Source organism: Candidatus Tisiphia endosymbiont of Ditula angustiorana (assembly GCF_964026425.1).
Lineage (GTDB): Bacteria > Pseudomonadota > Alphaproteobacteria > Rickettsiales > Rickettsiaceae > Tisiphia.
Map to the genome: position 1 here is coordinate 809,082 of NZ_OZ032143.1, position 19,247 is coordinate 828,328.

Below are 19,247 nucleotides of genomic sequence, written 5' to 3' on the forward strand. Positions count from 1 at the left end.
TGGATTCCCGCCGTTGCTAAGAATGACATACTAGTGATCCACGCGGGCAATGCTTTCGCAGGGATGACATAGTACGCGGGAATGACATGTAAGACATTGGTTATTATATAAATAATATAGTAAGGTAAATAAATGATAGGATACCAGCAAGAACAAAGAAGCCTAACGAAAGAGCAAAAAGAAGCTGTTGGGTTATTATCAATCGGTAGTTTTTTGGAATATTTTGACTTGACGCTTTATGTACACATGGCAGTATTGTTGAATGAGTTGTTTTTTGAATCGACTGATCCTCATACAGCCTCTCTAATGATGGCTTTTACTTTTTGTTCAACATACGTTTTAAGACCAGTAGGAGCTTTAATTTTTGGTTGGATAGGTGATAATGTAGGACGCAAAGCAACTGTTATTATAACAACTTTTATGATGGCCTTGTCTTGTTTTGTGATGGCTAATCTTCCTACTTATGCTCAAATTGGTGTTACTGCTTCTTATGTGGTTACTATATGCCGTATTATGCAAGGTATTTCTTCTAAGGGAGAAGTGGTAGGAGCACAACTTTATTTAACAGAACTTATTCAAAAATCACCAGTACAATATTTGGTAGTAGCATTAATAATGGTAAGTGTAAGTCTAGGTGCAGTATGTGCCTTAGCTATTGCTTCTTTATTTACTAGTTATGGTTTTAACTGGCGGATGATCTTCTTTTTTGGAACAGGCATCGCTATGATTGGTGTAGTAGCTAGAACAGCACTTAGAGAAACGCCAGAATTTGCTGACGCGAAACGACGGATAAAAAAAACTTTCGAAGAGTTTACTATAAATACAAAATCATTAGTTGCTAATCCTGTTATTCAAGAAAGAGTTAGTAAGAAAACTGCAATATCATATTTTTTTATGGAACTAGGACAACCTGTGTGGTTTTATTTTATTTATATCTATTGTAGCAATAGTATGAGGAATTCTTTTAATTTTGATGCTGGGCAAGTTATTCATCACAATTTCTTAGTTTCTATGGTAGATCTACTAGTAGTTATCACACTTACATATTTAGCATATAAGATACATCCTCTAAAAATTTTAAAAACACAGTCAATAATATTTTTTGCTTTGGTTTTAGTGTATCCTTTTCTTCTAAACAATATTAATACTGTAGGAGGTATATTCATGATTCAAGCACTAACAGCTGCATTTGCCCCTAGTACATTTCCAGCTAGCCCTATTTTTTACAAAGCTTTTCCTGTTTTTAAACGTTTTACTTACGCTAGCTTTACATTTGCTATATCCCGTGCATTAATGTATGTAGTGACTTCTTTTGGAATTGTTTACCTTATAGAATATTTGGGTAATTATGGACTGTTAGTTGCTATGCTCCCTATAATCACATTATATGGGATTGGGTTATTACATTTCATAAATCTAGAGAAGGTAACTGGTAGTTATGACTCGACTGTAACTTGATACCTAGACTATCTTTACAAAGTTTAATTATGTCATTGCTTATTTGTGGCATTTCAAGATAGGTAGAGATTATTATAAAATGTTCTATAGTCTCCTCAATGATTTTCTTTACTTTCTCTAGAGATTTAGCTCCAATTGTTTGCAAGTTATGCTTTCTATCAAAAAGTTTAATCAGTGCTACATCATGTTTTTTTTGTTGAAATAATATATTTAATGTTTCTGCCGAGCTAATCTTGCCATGAGGCTTAACTCTAGTCAGGTCTTCTACTTGACTAGCCACTTGACTGTCAAAGATGTAAGCAATCATGGGGGGTTCGGTCAGTTTTGTATCTTCAATGGTATCGTGCAGTAATGCGGTAACAATCATGTCAGTTCTGAAATATTTTGGAATTTTTAGTGCCGTGTACTGGGCAACCATATATGCCACCTCTATTGGGTGTGAGTAATATGCCTCGCCGGACTGCCTCATTTGACTGCCATGATATTTTTTAGCATAGTAGATGCCTTTTTTTACTACATCAATGTCTATTGGTTGCTTTACTTTTGTATTTAGCAAAATTAATTCATTAAGCAACCTCTCAGCATATGCACAATACTGGTATTGTGAATTATCCCAATAGTTTATCTCTTCCATAGAAAATCATAATATTTTTAATTATAAAGTTATAATAAACTAAAATTTTTATTACTCAAAGCATTTACTACTTTTTATTTTTAAAAATATGCATATTTTCTAATCTTGTTGTATAAATTACAGTTTCTTATCCATAAAAATAATATCCAATAATTCGCTAGCTGGGATATGTGGATGATGGTTAATACATCCCTAATCTCAGCTGGTATTTTAGCAACATCTCTTTTGTTGGCTCTAGGTATGATCACTGTATTAATATTATCTCTAACTGCTACCGATAGTTTTTCTTGACTCAAATTTTACCATAATTTTGCTTAATTCTCAGAAGCTATAGATAGATTTTTTGGTAATATTGATAAATACAAAGGTAATTTGCTTACTCTTATAACTGACCAATTTCAGACTATAACTTTTAATCATTTTGCCAACTCTTCAGGTTAATTGAGTATACAATAAATTATACGCAATTACTCCCACACGCTAGTTTGGGATAAGGATGTTGTGGATATGCATATTTAAAGTCAAGTTTTGTTGAAGGTTATTTTTTTTAGTGAATAAGCGATAAGAGTTGATAATATATTGACTAAAGCATTTATAGTAGGCTTATGCCTTGTATGTTCAAGATTCATTTTATTCTTTAGAACATTAAAAATTGTTTCAATATAACTATTTTACTTTGTAGTAGCATATAAAGAAAACATTATTCTTGGCATTGGTAAAGGATTCCCATTAGAAGAGGGAATCTTTTTATGAACCGTTCAAAGCAGAGATTTAGCATATGGGATAGTTATTTACATTTGATTTTTGATTTCAACCCTAAATATTTAAAAATAACACCAGCGAATTTAATTCTATCAAATTCACTTTGTTCTAATTCAGATAAAATTTGGGCATGAAATTTATCCTCCATATTTAATAACTTTGAGGAATACTCAAAGTGTACGGCAGATAAAATTACATTTCCCTTATCATATTTGATTTTTAAAACTGCTGGTAAAACTGATTGGTCTGAAAATTGATAGTAAGCAATAGTAATTATATTTTTATATAATTGAGTATACTGCTCGTAAATGAAGAGTTGAAGGAAGAGAAGAAAGAAGCTAGAATATGATTATGGGAAATATTTTAACATCTGAACAAAGAACGGTACTGAAGTCACGTCATGGTAATGAACGAGATAGGAGAGTATGTGACCGAATTAAGGCAGTTTTACTGTATGATAAAGGTTGGAGCTATGGAGAAATAGCAGAAGCATTGCTGTTAAGTGAAGAAGCTATAAGAAAGCATATAAGAGATTATCAAAAATTTAATAAATTAGAGACAGCTAACGGTGGTAGTGCAAGTAAGCTAAGTGAGCTAGAAGAGAAAGAGTTAATAGAGCATTTAGAAGTATGTAATTATGTTTATGCCAAAGATATTAGCAATTACATAGAAAAAAAATACGGTGTTGCCTATACAATAGCAGGAGTAACAAAGCTATTAAGGAGATTAGGCTTTGTATATAAAAAGCCAAAGATCGTACCCGGCAAGCTTGATGTAGATAAGCAAGAACTATTTAAGCTAGAATATAGTTTGTTAAAAGGTAATCTCAAGGCTAAAGAAGCTATATATTTTATGGATAGCGTTCATCCTCAGTATCAAACAAAAGCCCGTTATGGTTGGATCAGAAAGAATCAAAATAAAACTTTACCAACATTTAGTGGCTGGAAAAGGAAGCATTTAATAGGAGCAATTAATTTATCTGATTTGCAATTAGTTAGCACAGATAATCCTAAAGTAAACGGTGATTATATAATCAATTTTCTACAAAAATTAGAAGCAGAAAATCCTAATAAAGAGAAGATATATTTGATTTGTGATAATGCTGGGTATCATAAGTCAAAGAAAGTAAAGGAGTATCTAGTAAATAGCAAAATAGAATTAGTATTTTTACCTCCCTATAGCCCTAATCTTAATCCGATTGAACGATTATGGAAATTTATGCATAGAATTGTAACAAATAATAAATTTTACCATAATTTTGCTCAATTCTCAGAAGCTATAGATAGATTTTTTGGTAATATTGATAAATACAAAGGTAATTTGCTTACTCTTATAACTGACCAATTTCAGACTATAACTTTTAATCATTTTGCCAACTCTTCAGGTTAATTGAGTATATCTACAAAATAAGAACCTCCATTATAATAAATCATAATTTTATTAGATAAAGAATTATCGTCTATAGCTAACTTAATTAATGCTGCACGTACACCACTATTATCGTCATAATTGTATTTTGCAAGGACAGGACCGATAGTTTTGTTGGGAAAAAATGCTAATTCTCTTTCTCCTAAAACTTCTAAAGAACCATCTTTATCAAATTCTACAAATCCTGAACCGTAATACGCACCGGCACAAATACCTAAATAATTACCTCCGTTTTCTACATAATTCTTTATAGCTTTATTTCCTTTACCATTAAGTTGTTTAGCATAATATATATCCCTCCCGCCGGGTATTATTAATAGAGCAGCTTGATTTGACCATTTGTTTTCTATAATTTCTGAGGCACTAATGAAATGTATTTTATAGTTAGATAAAACAATTTGTTTTAATGTATACATAATGTGCTTAATAGATTCGATAGACACTCCTAAATCATTATACAAGTATATGATATTATTCTTCATTCTATAAATATAATTAGTTAATTACCAAGAACGTGATTCAATAGCTTCAGCAATATTTTCTGCTGTTTTTAGAATTTTTATAATTGTAGGAATTATAGTTGCAATAAAATTACGTTCTAAACCACGGGTACGCTGAGCTACACTTATTTCCTGAAAAATACTAACAATCACAGGAATAAATCGTATAGCAAGAGACAGGGATAGACTTATTTTCTTATGATTAATCCCAACATAAGATAATAAAATTAAAATTTCATTAAGACCATCAATCATTTCAGATATACGTGTTGTAAGTGTTATCAATGAAGCGAAAAGTAATAATGTTGCAAATCGAATGATGACTTGTACTCCTACTATCCAATTACTGGTAAATATATGGACAAGCAAAATAATTAATAATAATAGTAATCGGGCGTAATTGAATAAATAATTTTTGCAGTGGTATTTTAGCTATAAAATATAAAAAAAATGTAAAAAATAAGCTTATACTAAGCAAAAATAAATTAGATACTAAAAATAATCCGCTTGAAAAAACTACTAGAAAATATAGCTTAATCCCTGGGGATAAGCGATGGATAGGAGAGTTATATTGATAATAAGTATCTAAATTCATGTCATCATATTTTTATATAACGGTATAGTAATAGAAGGATGATCATCTCCAATTACTTGCCCTTGCTCAAAAACAATTACACGATCAAAATTTGATAATAATTCAAGGTCGTGAGAAATCATAATAACAACTTGCTTTAAATTTTCTATTACTTGGAAAATATTTTTTTTATTTCTTAAATCTAAAAGCGTCGTAGGCTCATCAAATACTATATAATCAGGTTTCATCACTAATACCCCGGCAATAGCTAATAATTGTTTTTGTCCGCCACTAAGAAGATGAGATGGAGATTTACGCAGATTATGTATATTATATAAGAATAAGATTGAATTTATACTTTGCTCAATCTTATCTTTATTGTAACCAAGATTTTTTAAACCAAAAGCAAGGTCTTCTTCAACTATTGGAAAAACAATTTGATTGTCTGGATTCTGAAATACAAATCCAACTTTCCGTCTTATTTCTTTACCAAATTTACGTGTATCTAAACCATCAATTGTTACAAGTCCAGTAGTAGGTAGTTTAATGCCATTAAGAAGTCTTGCAAATGTACTTTTTCCACTACCGTTTGCTCCGACTATACCAATCTTTCTTTCACCTAGTATTAAACTTATATTTGATAAAATGTCATAATTATTAACACTGTAACTAACATTTTCAATTTTTATCATATAGACTTTATAGCTTATACTTTAACTAATATTAAAATTATAAAATAAAAACTTAATCTTGTATTATAGGGTAAGAACGTTTTACTACCATTGCTGTAGTAGTAGCAATAACTGCTTTAATAAGGTCTCCTGGGATAAATATCATACTTCCAATAAAAGCTTGATTTATAGAAATATTAATAATTATATTAAGCCATAAAATACCTATAATATACATAATTAGTATACCTCCAATTATAATATATATAAAAGCACTAATATTAGTTAAATTAGACCAATTTTTTTTAAATAAAAAACCAATAACAAACGCTGCAATCGGCCATCCTAAAAGAAATCCACCACTCGGTCCTAAAATTGATCCTAAGCCTCCATACCCACCAGCAAGAACTGGAAGACCAAGTGATACTATTCCTAGAAAAAGAATTTGAGATAAAGCACCTCTTTTAGCTCCTAAAATACTGCCAGAAAGCATAGCTCCTAGAGATTGTGTACTTATAGGAACACCAATAGCAGGAATTACGATACCAGGTATGATACCTAACGCAGCCGTAATTGCAGCAAAAAGAGCATGTAAAAATATTCTAAAACCTGAGTATCTTGGATATTTTCTTGAAAATAAAACTAATTCTTTAAGTGTTTTAACAGATAATGTTGGAGTAAAACACGTCAATACTCAAATGTTAAGAGATTTTTTAGTTCTTCTCCCACCTATTGAAATCCAAGAAAAAATTATAGGAGAAATCACAGAAATTGAAAAAAAAGAAAGTGAAGCAAAGCAAAAAATTAATAAATTACAAGACAGAATTAACAAGATATTCGAATATCAAAAAGACACTGTAAGTGCTAAAGAAATCGCAATTAAAGATATTGCAAAAAGTTTGTTTGCTGGAGGTGATATTCCAAGAGATAATTTTTCAAAATCGAAAACAGATGAATTTCAAATACCGATTTATTCTAATAATGTAAAAAAAGCAATATATGGTTATACAAACATTGTCAAAGTTAACAAGCCGTGTGTTACAATAACTGCCCGTGGAACAATAGGTCATGTTGAATTTAGAAATGAAAAATTCTATCCGATAATTAGATTAATTGTATTAATACCAAAAATAGAAGTAGCAAATCCTCTGTATCTGAAATATATCTTAAGTAGAATAGGAATTAAAAATACTGGTTCAGTAATACCTCAATTAACCATACCTAAAATATCTGATGTAAAAGTCCAACTACCATTACTTAAAATCCAAGAAAAAATTGTAAAAGAAGTTGAAGAAATTGAACGAGCAAAACAATTTCTAATAAATGCAAAAGAAATGAAACAAGAAGTATTAAATAAACATTTGAAGTAACTAAATTAGACAGAAATACAACAATAAAAAATTTTTTATATTGATCTATCAGTAGATAATTATATAATCCACGCTTTCAATAAGTATAAAATTATAATGAATAAATTACCGAAAATATTATCTACAATTTATATATATTCATTATTTTTTGCCAATGCTCAGGCAGATGAGATTACAGCTGATCAAAGATTTTTTTATATTGGTACTGAAGCTGGCATAGTAGAGCCAGTGATAAAAAAGTTTCGTCATAGTTCAGGTAGTGATTTTACTTTAAAAAGGTCTAAGATGTATAGCGGTAAGATTGGTTACAGCTTCTATCCGCAAATGGCAATTGAGTTTTCGGTAACACATCAACCAAAATATCGACTACATTATGTTTTACCACAAAAAGAACTAGCTCCCTCTCTAATTATACCACAAACTCCAGGGATCACTAAGGTAATTTCCAATATATATATGGTTAATCTAGGGTGTGTCATCAATTGAGCCAAATTACCATGGAAGCCATATAAACAGCACCCAAAAAGTTCTGAGATGTTTTGTCATATCGTGTTGCAATAGCTCTATATTGCTTCAATTTTGCAAAAAAGTTCTCAATCAAATGCCTAGCTTTATATAGGTCCTTATCATACTTAGCTGGATTCACACGATTCTTCTTTGGGGGAATCACAGCTATACATCCCTTATCTTTCAGCTTATCTCGCATACGTACATCGGCATCATAAGCCTTATCAGCAAGTACAGCATCCGCTTTCGTCAATTCATTCATCAAAACATCAGATCCTTGCAAATCATGAGCTTGACCCGGGGTAAGATGGAATCCCGTTGGATTCCCTAGAGCGTCACATGTGGCATGGATTTTAGTACTCAGCCCCCCTTTACCTCGTCCAATTGCTTGGTCATCATCTAACTCTTTTTTTTAGCACCGGCACTATGTTGATGAGCCCTAACAATGGTTGAATCAATCATGGCATACTCGTTATCAGCATCTTCAGCCAGCATCTCAAAAACCTTTTTCCACACACCTGTCTTGCTCCACCTTGAATGACGTAGGTGAATCACTCGAAAATCTCCAAAACGTTCAGGTAGGTCTCTCCAAGGTATACCAGCCCTATATCGATACAAGACTGCTTCTACAAATAGGCGATTATCCTTGGCTGTTACACCAACAGACTCTTCCCTTCCAGGTAGCTTATCTTTAATCCGATCCCATTGATCGTCACGTAGAGCATATCGACGCATAGAGAAAATTTATCCTTAATTTTTTCTCTATTACACAACAAATAAACGCTCCTGTCAACTTAATTGATGACACACCCTAGTATATGATTTAGATAAAGTGAAGGAAATAACACCTTTTGTCATATTAGGTGCTGGGGTGGCACGGGTAAAAGTTAGCTCTGCTTCTTCTCGTTGGGATTTAATGAATGTAGAGTATTTTAGAATTAAAACAACTCGTAGTAATTGTTTTGCTTGGCAAGTGGGCCTTGGATTTTCTAAGGAGTTATCTAGCAATTTTAGCATTGATGCAGCAGTAAAATTACAAGCTGCTCATTCAATAAAGATTAAGTATGCTACTTTGGATATGAAAACCCAGCAATTTATACCAGCCACTCCTATTAAAAAGACCATAGGGGTTGGAGAATTTGGTATAGGGTTTACTTATAGGTTACCAATTTAATGCAATAAGACTATTAGTGTATTGAATTTTTTAGTGTATACTAGTAAAAATTTGAAAAATTGACAGCAAAATACGGTATTATCCTTGTTTTGTTTAACGTTATGGAGAATATATGACCACTAATTTAGAACTTACCTCAGCACCTCATAATACATACGATGAAGTGCCTTACGAGAGTTATCCGTACGCCTTAACCGATCCATATCACCTACGAACACTTGCTGTTTTATTTGGGATGAAACCAACAGCAATTGAGACTGCACGAGTTCTAGAGCTAGGATGTGCTGCAGGCGGGAATTTAATACCTCATGCTATCAATTATCCTAAAGCACATTTTGTTGGAGTTGATCTATCTAAAGTGCAAATAGATGAGGCTAATAAACATAAAGAAGGATTAGCTCTTAAAAATATAGAATTCCGACATTGTTCTATTACAGATATTGATGAATCATTTGGTAAATTTGATTACATAATTGCTCATGGAGTAATCTCTTGGGTACCAAAATTTGTTCAGGATAAGATTTTTGAAGTAAGTAGTAAAAATTTATCAGAGAATGGCATCGCGTATATTAGTTATAATACACTACCTGGTTGGAATATGGTTCGTACCATAAGAGATATGATGCTTTATCACTCAAATACGTTTAATAACATTCAAGATAAAATTGCTCAATCTAGATTGTTACTTGAATTTGTTAAGGATAGCTTGGAAACTTCCGACTCTCCTTATGCTCAAGTGTTAAAATCTGAAGCCAGTTTGCTTGCCAAACAAAATGACCATTATTTGCGTCATGATCATCTAGAAGAAGATAATGTACAATATTATTTTCATGAATTTATGGATGAGGCTAGAAAAAATAATCTACAATATCTGTCTGATTGTAGTATAGCTAGCATGTATTTAGGAAATATGCCGGCAAAAGTGGTGGAGAAATTACAAGCGATAAATGATATTGTTAGAACCGAACAATATATGGATTTCATTACCAATCGTCGATTTAGATCAACCTTACTTTGCCATAATAGTGTTAAATTAAATAGATCTATCAATAATGAGGATATTAATAAATTTAATATGACATTTAATATAGTGCCAGAAAAGCCTCTTGTTGATATAGATCTTAATTCACTTGAAACAGAGAAGTTTTTTTATAATGGTAATAAGGATAGTAGTTTATCAACATCTTCTCCTTATATGAAAGCAATACTCTATACTTTCTCTGAGAATATCAATAACCCAATGAGTTTTGATAAAATTGCCGTGAGTAGCAATAAAAAATTACATGGAACAAAATTGAATGAAATAAAGGCTGAGTTCTTAGCTAATGCCATGAAATTAGTATTGCAAGGATATATTAATATAACGTTACAGGTAACTCGCAAAGAAGTAGATATTAATAAACCTAAAACATCAAAGCTTATTGCATATCAGGTAGCTCATACACCCAATATGTGGGTGACAAATCAAAGACATGAGGTGGTAGCTATTAACCTTTTTGAAAAATTTGTTCTGCAATATATGGACGGTAAGCATGATAATAAGCAAATAATTGAATCTGTCATGCAGCATGTTAATTCTGGTGAGATGACATTAAGCCGTGATGGTAAAAAAATAGAGAATATTGATGAAGTCAATAAAGAATTAGAAACATTTTTGCAACCTACACTAACTAGATTTGTGACTAATGCTCTGCTGATTTAAAGATAAGATATCTTATGAAATTTAAACTTTTACCCGTATTATTGTTATTGTGTGTAGCTGTAGTTTATGGTTATTTTCAATATTCTTCAAAGCAGGAGTCTATAATACCAAATAGAAATTTGCTTAAAGAAGTTACAATACTTACTTCATCTTATGATGGCTATTCTGAGTTATGGGAGTCACATTATAAGCTATTATTCAAAAATTGGCCTGAGCTAAATAAGGCTAATAGTCAAAACTTACGCTATGAGAAAAAAAATGGTAAATTATGTTGAGTATAATTTACAAATGCCAAGAGGATAAAATTGCAAGCAATACCAGTTAATAGGACAGATTACTGTCAATTTCTAATAGTGAGTCAAAAGAATTATAGTTTGACCTACTATGCTGAACATGCCAAAAAATGTAGCCATGATGTTATTAATAGATTTTTAAAAAATGAAAAATATACACCTTCTTTGTTATGGGAACATATTAAGGATGATGTTATTTTATCGCCTAACGGATATACAATATTTGATGATACGGTGTTAAATAAAAGAAATACCAAGAAAATAGAAATTGCTAGATCACAGTACAGTGGGGCTACAGGTGGTATTACTACTGGTATAGGAGTAGTAAGTTTGGTATATTATAATCCGGATATTAATAAGTTTTGGGTAATAGATTACCGAATTTTTTCGCCCGAACATGATGGAGCGACAAAAGTAGAACACCTATTAAATATGTTAAATAATGCTGTGTATAGCAAAAAGATTCCTTTTCAAACTGTGCTTTTTGACACATGGTATGCTACGCATAAAATTATGCAACATGTTGATTCCTTGGGTAAATATTATTATGCTCCTATTAAAGCAAATAGAAACGTTACTAAAACTTCCTCTTCTAAGCCTTATAAAGCTGTTAGCAAGTTAACGTTTTCAGATGAGGAAATTAAGAGCGGAGTGGAGATTCATATAAAGGGCTTTGCAAAAGATAAGCATGTTAATTTGTTTAAACTTACTGTTTCTACCAACAGAGTTGATTATATTGTTACCAATAACAAAACTCAAAAATCTTCTAAAGCCGTACAAGATGAGTGTGGCTTTCGTTGGGTAATTGAGAGCATGCATAGAGAAATCAAGCAACTTACCGGTATAGAACGATGCCAATGCAGAAAACAACGCATCCAGCGTAATCACATTAGTTGTGCATTTTTAGTGTGGGCTTTTCTAAAAAGAACTGCACACAAAATAGGTAAGACGGTTTATCAAATAAAGTTAGGGCTTTTAGATCATTATATGCAACAGCAGTTACGTTCACCCTCTTTACGCTATTTAGAACCTTACATAGCGTAAGTTTTGTAGTTTTATACCTATAATGCTTATTAGTAATGAATTGACTTATAATGATCCTAGAGTTGTTAGCCTTAAGATTGGGGAGGATACAACTTGGTCAAATAACTTACTTAAAGCACTTAGTTCAGTAAAAACTAAATATGTATTCTTATTGTTGGATGACTATATAATTAATTCTCCTGTTAATGAAAGTCGTTTTATAGAGTTACTTACCTTACTTGAAAAAACTAACGGGGCATATATAGAGGTAGCCAAGGATGAAGGTATGTTTGTATATGGTATGGAAAAACATAAAAAACTTGTACCTGGAATTGAAGGAGTAATTTATCGCAGTAAAAACTCTTCTTACAGAAATAGTTTACAAGCCTGTATTTGGAATACAGAAGAATTAAAAAAACTTATAGATACTAAAGAGTCAGCGTGGGACTTTGAAATAATAGGTAATAATAGAACAAAGAAGAATCCTAAGCCATTCTATATGATTATTGATAATCCTGTGGTAGGATACTTAAATGCTGTTGCTAAAAGAGTATATGAGCAAGATGTAGTAGATTATATAAATTCACAAGGTATACAATTTAAACCTACTAAGCTTCCTGTGAAAACAAAACAAGAAATCTTGGATTATCTAAAAACAGAGGAGGCAAATAAACTTACGACTCCATACGGTGGTAATAACAATGAATGATTATCTCTTCTAGTTCACCTAGAACAGGGCAGTTTAAAAGTCGCATCCTAAATTGCAGAAGACTCAAATAATCCTTAGGTGAGTATAAATTCAACGTCACAAACGCTATTAGCGAGCCTAGCTACGCAATCTAGAAAAATAATCTATAAACAAACCATGTTATGGATTGCTTCATCGGCTTTAGGAAGCCTCCGTAGCTCATGACGTTCGCAGTTGTGCTTACATGATTTTCAACCTTAAAGTGTGACTTTTAAACCATAGTACCCTACATTTTTCTATAATCGTCATCGCGAGGCATCTTTAGCTTACTATTACCCACAAATATTAGAGTTAGCTAATTGATAACCTTGAACTAGATCAAATAACCGTTGCCATCCTCTCCACAATACAATAGGACCAGGCTCTAGATCATTTTTTCTTGCTAAATACCCACCCAATTTAGCAACCCATATTATAGCATTTTTTATTGTAGGAATTGTATTATTAGGGGGAGCTGCTTTGTGTATCTTTACATACAAAACTCGCCATTCTTCTTCAGCTAATATTACACTACATGGTAGATTAGGATTAGTTCTGCCAATTAAAGTAATAAAAAAAATTCTCCAAGCAATTATGCTCATGATTGTCAAGTATTTTATTAATCTTTCTCCTGTTGCAAGTCTACATTGTTCAACCCTAAATCCAGATTTTAAAATTTTATGAAAAATTTCAATTCTCCATCTTAAACAATACCATCTTACTTTCTCTATAGCTTCTTCAAAATTATTGATAACTATATTGGTTAGTAACATCCATTCTAATGGTGTTGTTCCACTAGGGGGACGACGCTCAATAACATTGATGGCATATACTGGTAAATTTGGCAATGTTTCTGTTTTATGTCTTACATTGTTTACAGGAGGATTCATTATAAATTTTCCAAATCTAACTTCCAAATGTCTAATCCTATTAGCTTTATTTTCTTGACTAGTATCTTTAACTGCTATTTCTCCAGCACACTGGAAACCCGATACTACCTTCCACAAATATTGTCTATCTTTTTTGGAATATTTTGACTTTTTATTTATTTCTCTATCCTGTGCAGCTCTAACTAAAACTTTAGATTTCTGAGCTTGTGCCAATTCAAAAAAATCATATATATCAGCTTCTCTATCACAAACAGTTATAATTTGGGTATTACTATTATTCGTTGCATTAATAGTGTTCTGTAATGCATTAAGCCACTTCATACTTTCTTTATCTTTAATATGTACCGCATTACCATGACTAGTTTTTTTTAACTGTTGTATTTCTTCAGGCACTGCTGGTCTATTGTGAATCTTTTGATCCAACAACCCAAGTGCTAATCCATTGGTAGCAACCGCAAAGGCAGTATGCATTATCAGACCTTTACATTCAATATTTTTAACATTCTTTCCCTCTTTTCTTGATAACACACCCAATCCAGTAGTTTTTTTATGACTAGTATATGTGATATAACTAGTATCTTGTATAACAAGAACTTTATCATGCTCTTTGATTCTTTCTACTGCTTTAGCAATATGGGCTTCTAATATTTTTGATTCCTTAACATTATCGTTTTTAAAAAAACGATATGCTGCTTTTGTTTCTGCCCAATTTCCACATGCTTGATTAATTGAGCTTTCAGGTATATTTGCAAAATTATCAGCTATCTTTATTAACCTATTTGTCAGCCTTTTATCACCCAAAATAGCTCCACTAAATTCCTCGGTCAAATAATTATTTATTATTTCTTGACTCATACTATACCTCTACAATGTAATATTTTAATTGCAAATCAGTATATTATTTTTACTTCTTTTTCACCATTGTTATTTTGTGGGTAATAGTAAGGCATCTTTAGATGCCGTGGCGATCCAGGTAAACAGCTTCGCTGTTTTTTCTAGTACGCTTTGCGTATCCTGGATTGCCGCGTCGCCGCTTTCAGCGACTCCTCGCAATGACTATCAGCAGCCATTTTAATAAAAAATGTAGGGTACTATGCTTTTAAACTGCCCCACTTGAAAAACAACAACACAATTGTTGATTTTCATCTATGTCATCCCAGCGAAAGCTGGGATCTCAAACTACATAACATACCTTCTATGCTATTTTTTTAGACTCCTGCTTTTGCAGGGGTGACATCTTCTCAGCTTCTTTTCATGACTTTTAAAATGCCCTGAATTATATAACTCAAAAACTTGATTATCGAGTATTAAAAGAATCTATCATAAAGTTTTCTGATAATTGACCTCTTCCTGATCCAGTTTAGCTGCAAGTTTACGCATCCTATTCATGTAAAAGCCTGTTCCTGCTGGTACTAATCTACCAACTATGACATTTTCTTTCAACCCACGCAATTTATCAACTTTTCCAGCTATAGCAGACTCCGTTAGAACTCTTGTTGTTTCTTGGAAAGAAGCAGCAGAAATAAATGATCTAGTTTGCAACGATGCCTTAGTAATACCTTGCAGGATTGGCTGGGCTTCAGCCGGTCTTAAACCATTATCTATAGCTTTTTTATTAATTTCAGCAAATTCACGATGATCTATCTTCTCATCAACCATTAATGTCGTATCCCCAGAATGGGTTACCTCTACTTTTTGTAACATTTGACGAATTATTACCTCAATGTGCTTATCGTCAATTTTTACACCCTGTAAACGGTAAACTGCTTGGATTTCTCCTACCATGTAGCTTGTAAGAGCTTCCACTCCCATTACCTTTAAAATATCCTGTAGAACTGGATTGCCATCAATTAACATATCGCCTTTTTTAACAAAATCACCTTCATTAACAACAACATGTTTGCCTTTTGGTACCATATACTCAATTGGTGTAGTGTTATCACTTGGCTGAATAATAATACGCCTTTTTGACTTATAGTCTTTGCCAAATTCAACTCTACCATCTACTTCTGCAATAACAGCATGATCTTTTGGACGTCTAGCCTCAACAAGTTCAGCTACTCGTGGAAGACCACCGGTAATATCTTTGGTTTTGGTTGACTCTCTTGGAATACGTGATAAAATATCACCTACTGACACCTTAGCACCATCTTCAACATTTAAAATAGCATTCACTGGTATGTAATATCTAGCCTCCAAACCATTGGATAGCATAATAGTTTCTCCATTCTCATCAACTAATTGAATACGAGGACGTAACTCTGCTCCGCGTGAATATTGTTTTGATTCAATTATAACTTTGCTAGAAATACCAGTTGCTTCATCAGTAATATCACGAATTGACACTCCTTCTACCATATCCTTGAATATAACTTTTCCAGATTTCTCGGTAATAATCGGAATAGTGTACGGATCCCTCTCTACTAATTTTTGTCCTTTTTTCACCTTATCTGAATCATCGGCTATTAATCTTGCACCATACGGTACTTTATGTCTTGCCTTCTCGTTATTATTAGCATCCAATAATAATAACTCACATGAACGACCCATTACGATCTTACGTCCCTCAGAATCAATAACCACATTACGACCTAAAAGCTTCACTTTTGCATCATGAGAGGCTTCTATTGAAGATATCTCAACACCTTTCGTTGCAGCTCCTCCAATATGGAAAGTTCTCATGGTCAGCTGGGTACCTGGCTCGCCAATTGACTGGGCAGCAATCACTCCAACTGCTTCTCCAACTGATACTAAAGAACCAGTGGCTAGATCTCTACCATAACATCTTACACATATTCCATCAGCAACCTCACATGTTAGAACAGATCTTACCATTACCACATCCAAACCAGAAGATTCGATTTCTTCTAATTTTGCTTCGTTAATTAATTCAGCAGCTGATAGTAATAGTTCATTAGTAACTGGGTGATACACGTTAATCGCAACTGTTCTGCCTAAAATTTGCTCTGCGAGCGATACAATAACTTCACCACCATCGATAATACTTCTGACTTCTATGCCTTTTGTAGTTTTACAATCTTCATCAGTAATTATACAATCTTGAGAAACATCAACTAATCTACGGGTTAAATACCCAGAATTAGCTGTTTTCAACGCTGTATCTGCAAGACCTTTACGTGCACCATGTGTAGAATTAAAATATTCAAGAACAGTAAGACCTTCTCGGAAATTAGAAATAATCGGGGTTTCAATAATCTCACTTGATGGTTTAGCCATCAAACCACGCATACCAGCTAATTGCTTAATCTGTGCTGCTGATCCCCTTGCTCCCGAAGTAGCCATCATATATATCGAATTTACTTTCTGATGATTAGGCTTATTATTAACAGGTGTCATAGCAATTTCTTTCATCATATCATTTGCTACTTTATCCGTACATTTAGACCAAGCATCAATCACTTTATTGTATCTTTCACCGTAAGTAATTAGACCATCAGAATATTGTTGTTCAAATTCTTTTACCTCAGTCAATGTTGAATTAATATGACTATCTTTTGATTTTGGTACAACCATGTCGTCCATACCAAAAGAAATGCCTGAGGAACAAGCATATTTAAATCCAAGTTTCATTAGTTGATCAGCAAAGATCACTGTAGCCTTTTGTCCACAATGGCGATACACCAAATCAATAACCGCAGATATATCTTTTTTAGTCATGGGTTTATTTACGAACTTAAATCCAACATTATGATTACGTGGTAATAATTCTCCTATAATTAACCTACCAAGGGTAGTATCCACCATAGTTGATACAACATCCCCTTCAACATTAAGCACATCGCGACGAAATCTTATCTTTGAGTGAATAGTTATTACCTTATTATACAAAGCATGTTCAATCTCCGACATGCTAGCAAAACTCATCCCTTCACCAGGTTCATTGTCAAAAACCATTGTTAAATAATAAAGACCTAGTACTATGTCCTTATCAGGGACGATAATCGGACGACCATTTGCCGGACTCAATATGTTGTTTGTTGACATCATAAGCACTCTTGCCTCAAGCTGAGCCTCAATTGAAAGAGGGATATGCACTGCCATCTGATCACCATCAAAATCAGCATTAAACGCAGCACAGACTAAAGGATGTAGCTGGATAGCTTTCCCTTCTATCAGTAAAGGTTCAAAAGCTTGGATACCTAAACGGTGCAAAGTTGGTGCTCTATTCAGCAATACTGGGTGTTCACGTATGACTTCTTCTAAAATATCCCATACTTCTGATTTCTCAGCTTCAACCATTTTCTTAGCAGCTTTTATAGTGGTAGCAATTCCATATAATTCAAGCTTTGAATAAATAAATGGCTTGAATAATTCCAACGCCATCGTCTTTGGTAAACCACATTGGTGTAACTTAAGTTCTGGTCCCACAACGATAACAGAACGACCAGAATAATCCACTCGTTTACCAAGCAAATTCTGACGAAAACGACCTTGTTTACCTTTTAGCATATCACTAAGTGACTTAAATGGACGTTTATTAGTATTTTTCACTACTTTACCACGACGACCATTATCAAATAATGCATCGACCGATTCTTGTAACATCCTTTTTTCATTTCTGATGATAATATCCGGTGCTTTTAGTTCAAGTAGTCTTTTTAATCTATTATTTCTATTAATAACCCTTCTATAAAGTTCGTTAAGATCAGAAGTTGCAAACCTTCCACCATCAAGCATAACTAATGGTCTAATTTCAGGTGGGATAATTGGCAGAACAGTCATAATCATCCATTCTGGCTTATTCTCAGATTCAAGAAAATCTTCAACTAACTTAAGTCTTTTAACAATCTTCTTCTTTTTAACTTCTGAAGATGTATTTAATAAATCTTCTTGCAAACTCTTCTTTAATTCAGGTAAATCAAGTTCTGTAAGCATCTGCTGAATCACTTCAGCCCCAATAGAAGCAGTAAAACTATCTTCTCCGTACTCATCTTGTGCCTTTTGCAAACCATCTTCCGATAAAAGATCACCTTTTTGCAAAGCAGATAACCCAGGATCAACAACAACATAACTTTCAAAATATAGAACTTTTTCTAGATCCTTCATAGTCATATCTAGCAATGTACTAATCCTTGATGGTAAAGATTTCAAGAACCATATATGGGCAACTGGTGCTGCTAGCTCAATATGCCCCATTCTTTCTCTTCGGACTCTAGATGTAGTAACTTCAACACCACATTTCTCACAAGTGATGCCACGATATTTCATACGTTTATATTTACCACAAAGACACTCATAGTCCTTCACGGGTCCAAAAATTCTAGCACAAAATAGTCCTTCTTTCTCTGGCTTGAAAGTACGGTAATTTATTGTCTCAGGTTTCATTACCTCACCAAAAGACCATGAACGCACTTGATCAGGACTAGCAATATTAATTCTTATTTGATCAAATTGCTGAGTACTGCTTAATTGTCCGTAAAAATTTGTCATCCCTGTTGTCATAAAGATTCTTCCTTAAAAAATTTTATCAGATCTAGTTTAGTAAAAAGCCTCTTGGACCTTCTGTAATTGCA

At 32.9% G+C, this 19,247-nt stretch carries 16 protein-coding genes and 3 pseudogenes; 9 read left to right on the plus strand and 10 right to left on the minus strand.

Translation table 11 applies throughout. The annotated features are described in order from the left end of the window. Window positions 1–132: 132 nt before the first annotated feature. The gene (locus tag AAGD29_RS03755; RefSeq protein WP_341758576.1) at window positions 133–1,458 is read left to right on the plus strand and encodes an MFS transporter; all 1,326 of its coding nucleotides are present in this window, start codon (window positions 133–135) and stop codon (window positions 1,456–1,458) included. Here AAGD29_RS03755 and AAGD29_RS03760 read toward each other — a convergent pair. From AAGD29_RS03760 to AAGD29_RS10245, 3 genes are all read right to left on the minus strand, one after another. After that, window positions 1,409–2,092: an HD domain-containing protein gene (locus AAGD29_RS03760; protein ID WP_341758577.1), complete on the minus strand. Its 684-nt coding sequence runs from the start codon at window positions 2,090–2,092 to the stop codon at window positions 1,409–1,411. The genes AAGD29_RS03755 and AAGD29_RS03760 overlap by 50 nt on opposite strands. Window positions 2,093–2,172: 80 nt before the next feature. After that, window positions 2,173–2,388 (minus strand): S16 family serine protease, encoded by a 216-nt coding sequence (locus AAGD29_RS10240; protein WP_410521175.1) that lies wholly within the window; start codon window positions 2,386–2,388, stop codon window positions 2,173–2,175. A 491-nt stretch (window positions 2,389–2,879) separates the two neighbouring features. Further along, the gene (locus tag AAGD29_RS10245) at window positions 2,880–3,164 is read right to left on the minus strand and encodes a BPL-N domain-containing protein (RefSeq protein WP_410521187.1); all 285 of its coding nucleotides are present in this window, start codon (window positions 3,162–3,164) and stop codon (window positions 2,880–2,882) included. Window positions 3,165–3,205: 41 nt separating this feature from the next. On the opposite strand from AAGD29_RS10245, the gene AAGD29_RS03765 reads away from it, so the two are divergent. Continuing rightward, window positions 3,206–4,243, plus strand: a complete 1,038-nt coding sequence (locus tag AAGD29_RS03765) for an IS630 family transposase (protein WP_341758578.1) — start codon at window positions 3,206–3,208, stop codon at window positions 4,241–4,243. Here the strand turns inward: AAGD29_RS03765 and AAGD29_RS03770 are convergent. From AAGD29_RS03770 to AAGD29_RS03785, 4 genes are all read right to left on the minus strand, one after another. After that, entirely contained in the window at window positions 4,240–4,764 is a 525-nt protein-coding gene (locus AAGD29_RS03770; protein WP_341758579.1) for a BPL-N domain-containing protein, read from the minus strand. The two genes, AAGD29_RS03765 and AAGD29_RS03770, sit on opposite strands and share 4 nt — an antisense overlap. A 21-nt stretch (window positions 4,765–4,785) precedes the next feature. Beyond that, window positions 4,786–5,151 carry an energy-coupling factor transporter transmembrane component T gene (locus AAGD29_RS03775; protein WP_341758580.1) on the minus strand — a complete coding sequence of 122 codons (366 nt, stop codon included), beginning with the start codon at window positions 5,149–5,151 and terminating at the stop codon, window positions 4,786–4,788. 222 nt (window positions 5,152–5,373) lie between these two features. After that, window positions 5,374–6,048: an energy-coupling factor ABC transporter ATP-binding protein gene (locus AAGD29_RS03780; RefSeq protein WP_341758581.1), complete on the minus strand. Its 675-nt coding sequence runs from the start codon at window positions 6,046–6,048 to the stop codon at window positions 5,374–5,376. 52 nt (window positions 6,049–6,100) lie between these two features. Continuing rightward, entirely contained in the window at window positions 6,101–6,718 is a 618-nt protein-coding gene (locus AAGD29_RS03785) for a biotin transporter BioY (protein WP_341758582.1), read from the minus strand. Here AAGD29_RS03785 and AAGD29_RS03790 point away from each other — a divergent pair. Next, complete coding sequence (locus AAGD29_RS03790) at window positions 6,627–7,397, plus strand: restriction endonuclease subunit S (RefSeq protein ID WP_341758746.1); 771 nt, start codon at window positions 6,627–6,629, stop codon at window positions 7,395–7,397. The genes AAGD29_RS03785 and AAGD29_RS03790 overlap by 92 nt on opposite strands. Before the next feature lie 96 nt (window positions 7,398–7,493). Next, a pseudogene (locus AAGD29_RS03795) lies at window positions 7,494–7,865 on the plus strand (porin family protein); the annotation flags it as partial. Between the two features lie 10 nt (window positions 7,866–7,875). Here AAGD29_RS03795 and AAGD29_RS03800 read toward each other — a convergent pair. Next, a protein-coding gene (locus AAGD29_RS03800) for an IS5 family transposase (RefSeq protein WP_341757317.1) occupies window positions 7,876–8,639 on the minus strand; the annotation gives its coding sequence in 2 pieces (ribosomal slippage) (window positions 7,876–8,304 and window positions 8,307–8,639; 762 coding nt in all). 76 nt (window positions 8,640–8,715) lie between these two features. On the opposite strand from AAGD29_RS03800, the pseudogene AAGD29_RS03805 reads away from it, so the two are divergent. From AAGD29_RS03805 to AAGD29_RS03825, 5 genes and pseudogenes are all read left to right on the plus strand, one after another. Then, a pseudogene (locus tag AAGD29_RS03805) lies at window positions 8,716–9,078 on the plus strand (outer membrane protein); the annotation flags it as partial. A 145-nt stretch (window positions 9,079–9,223) separates the two neighbouring features. Further along, window positions 9,224–10,780, plus strand: a pseudogene (locus tag AAGD29_RS03810) (methyltransferase regulatory domain-containing protein); the annotation flags it as partial. 14 nt (window positions 10,781–10,794) lie between these two features. Continuing rightward, complete coding sequence (locus AAGD29_RS03815) at window positions 10,795–11,055, plus strand: hypothetical protein (RefSeq protein ID WP_341758583.1); 261 nt, start codon at window positions 10,795–10,797, stop codon at window positions 11,053–11,055. A 30-nt stretch (window positions 11,056–11,085) separates the two neighbouring features. Next, a complete protein-coding gene (locus AAGD29_RS03820) occupies window positions 11,086–12,117 on the plus strand; it encodes a transposase (protein WP_341748048.1) in 1,032 nt (343 codons plus the stop codon). A 22-nt stretch (window positions 12,118–12,139) separates the two neighbouring features. Then, window positions 12,140–12,805, plus strand: a complete 666-nt coding sequence (locus tag AAGD29_RS03825; RefSeq protein ID WP_341758584.1) for a hypothetical protein — start codon at window positions 12,140–12,142, stop codon at window positions 12,803–12,805. A 311-nt stretch (window positions 12,806–13,116) separates the two neighbouring features. On the opposite strand, the gene AAGD29_RS03830 is transcribed toward AAGD29_RS03825, so the two are convergent. Both AAGD29_RS03830 and rpoC read right to left on the minus strand, forming a co-directional pair. Continuing rightward, window positions 13,117–14,568, minus strand: coding sequence for an IS4 family transposase (locus tag AAGD29_RS03830; RefSeq protein ID WP_341757292.1), 1,452 nt, complete (start codon window positions 14,566–14,568; stop codon window positions 13,117–13,119). 465 nt (window positions 14,569–15,033) lie between these two features. Continuing rightward, window positions 15,034–19,164 (minus strand): DNA-directed RNA polymerase subunit beta', encoded by a 4,131-nt coding sequence (rpoC, locus tag AAGD29_RS03835; protein WP_341758585.1) that lies wholly within the window; start codon window positions 19,162–19,164, stop codon window positions 15,034–15,036. Window positions 19,165–19,247: the final 83 nt, after the last annotated feature.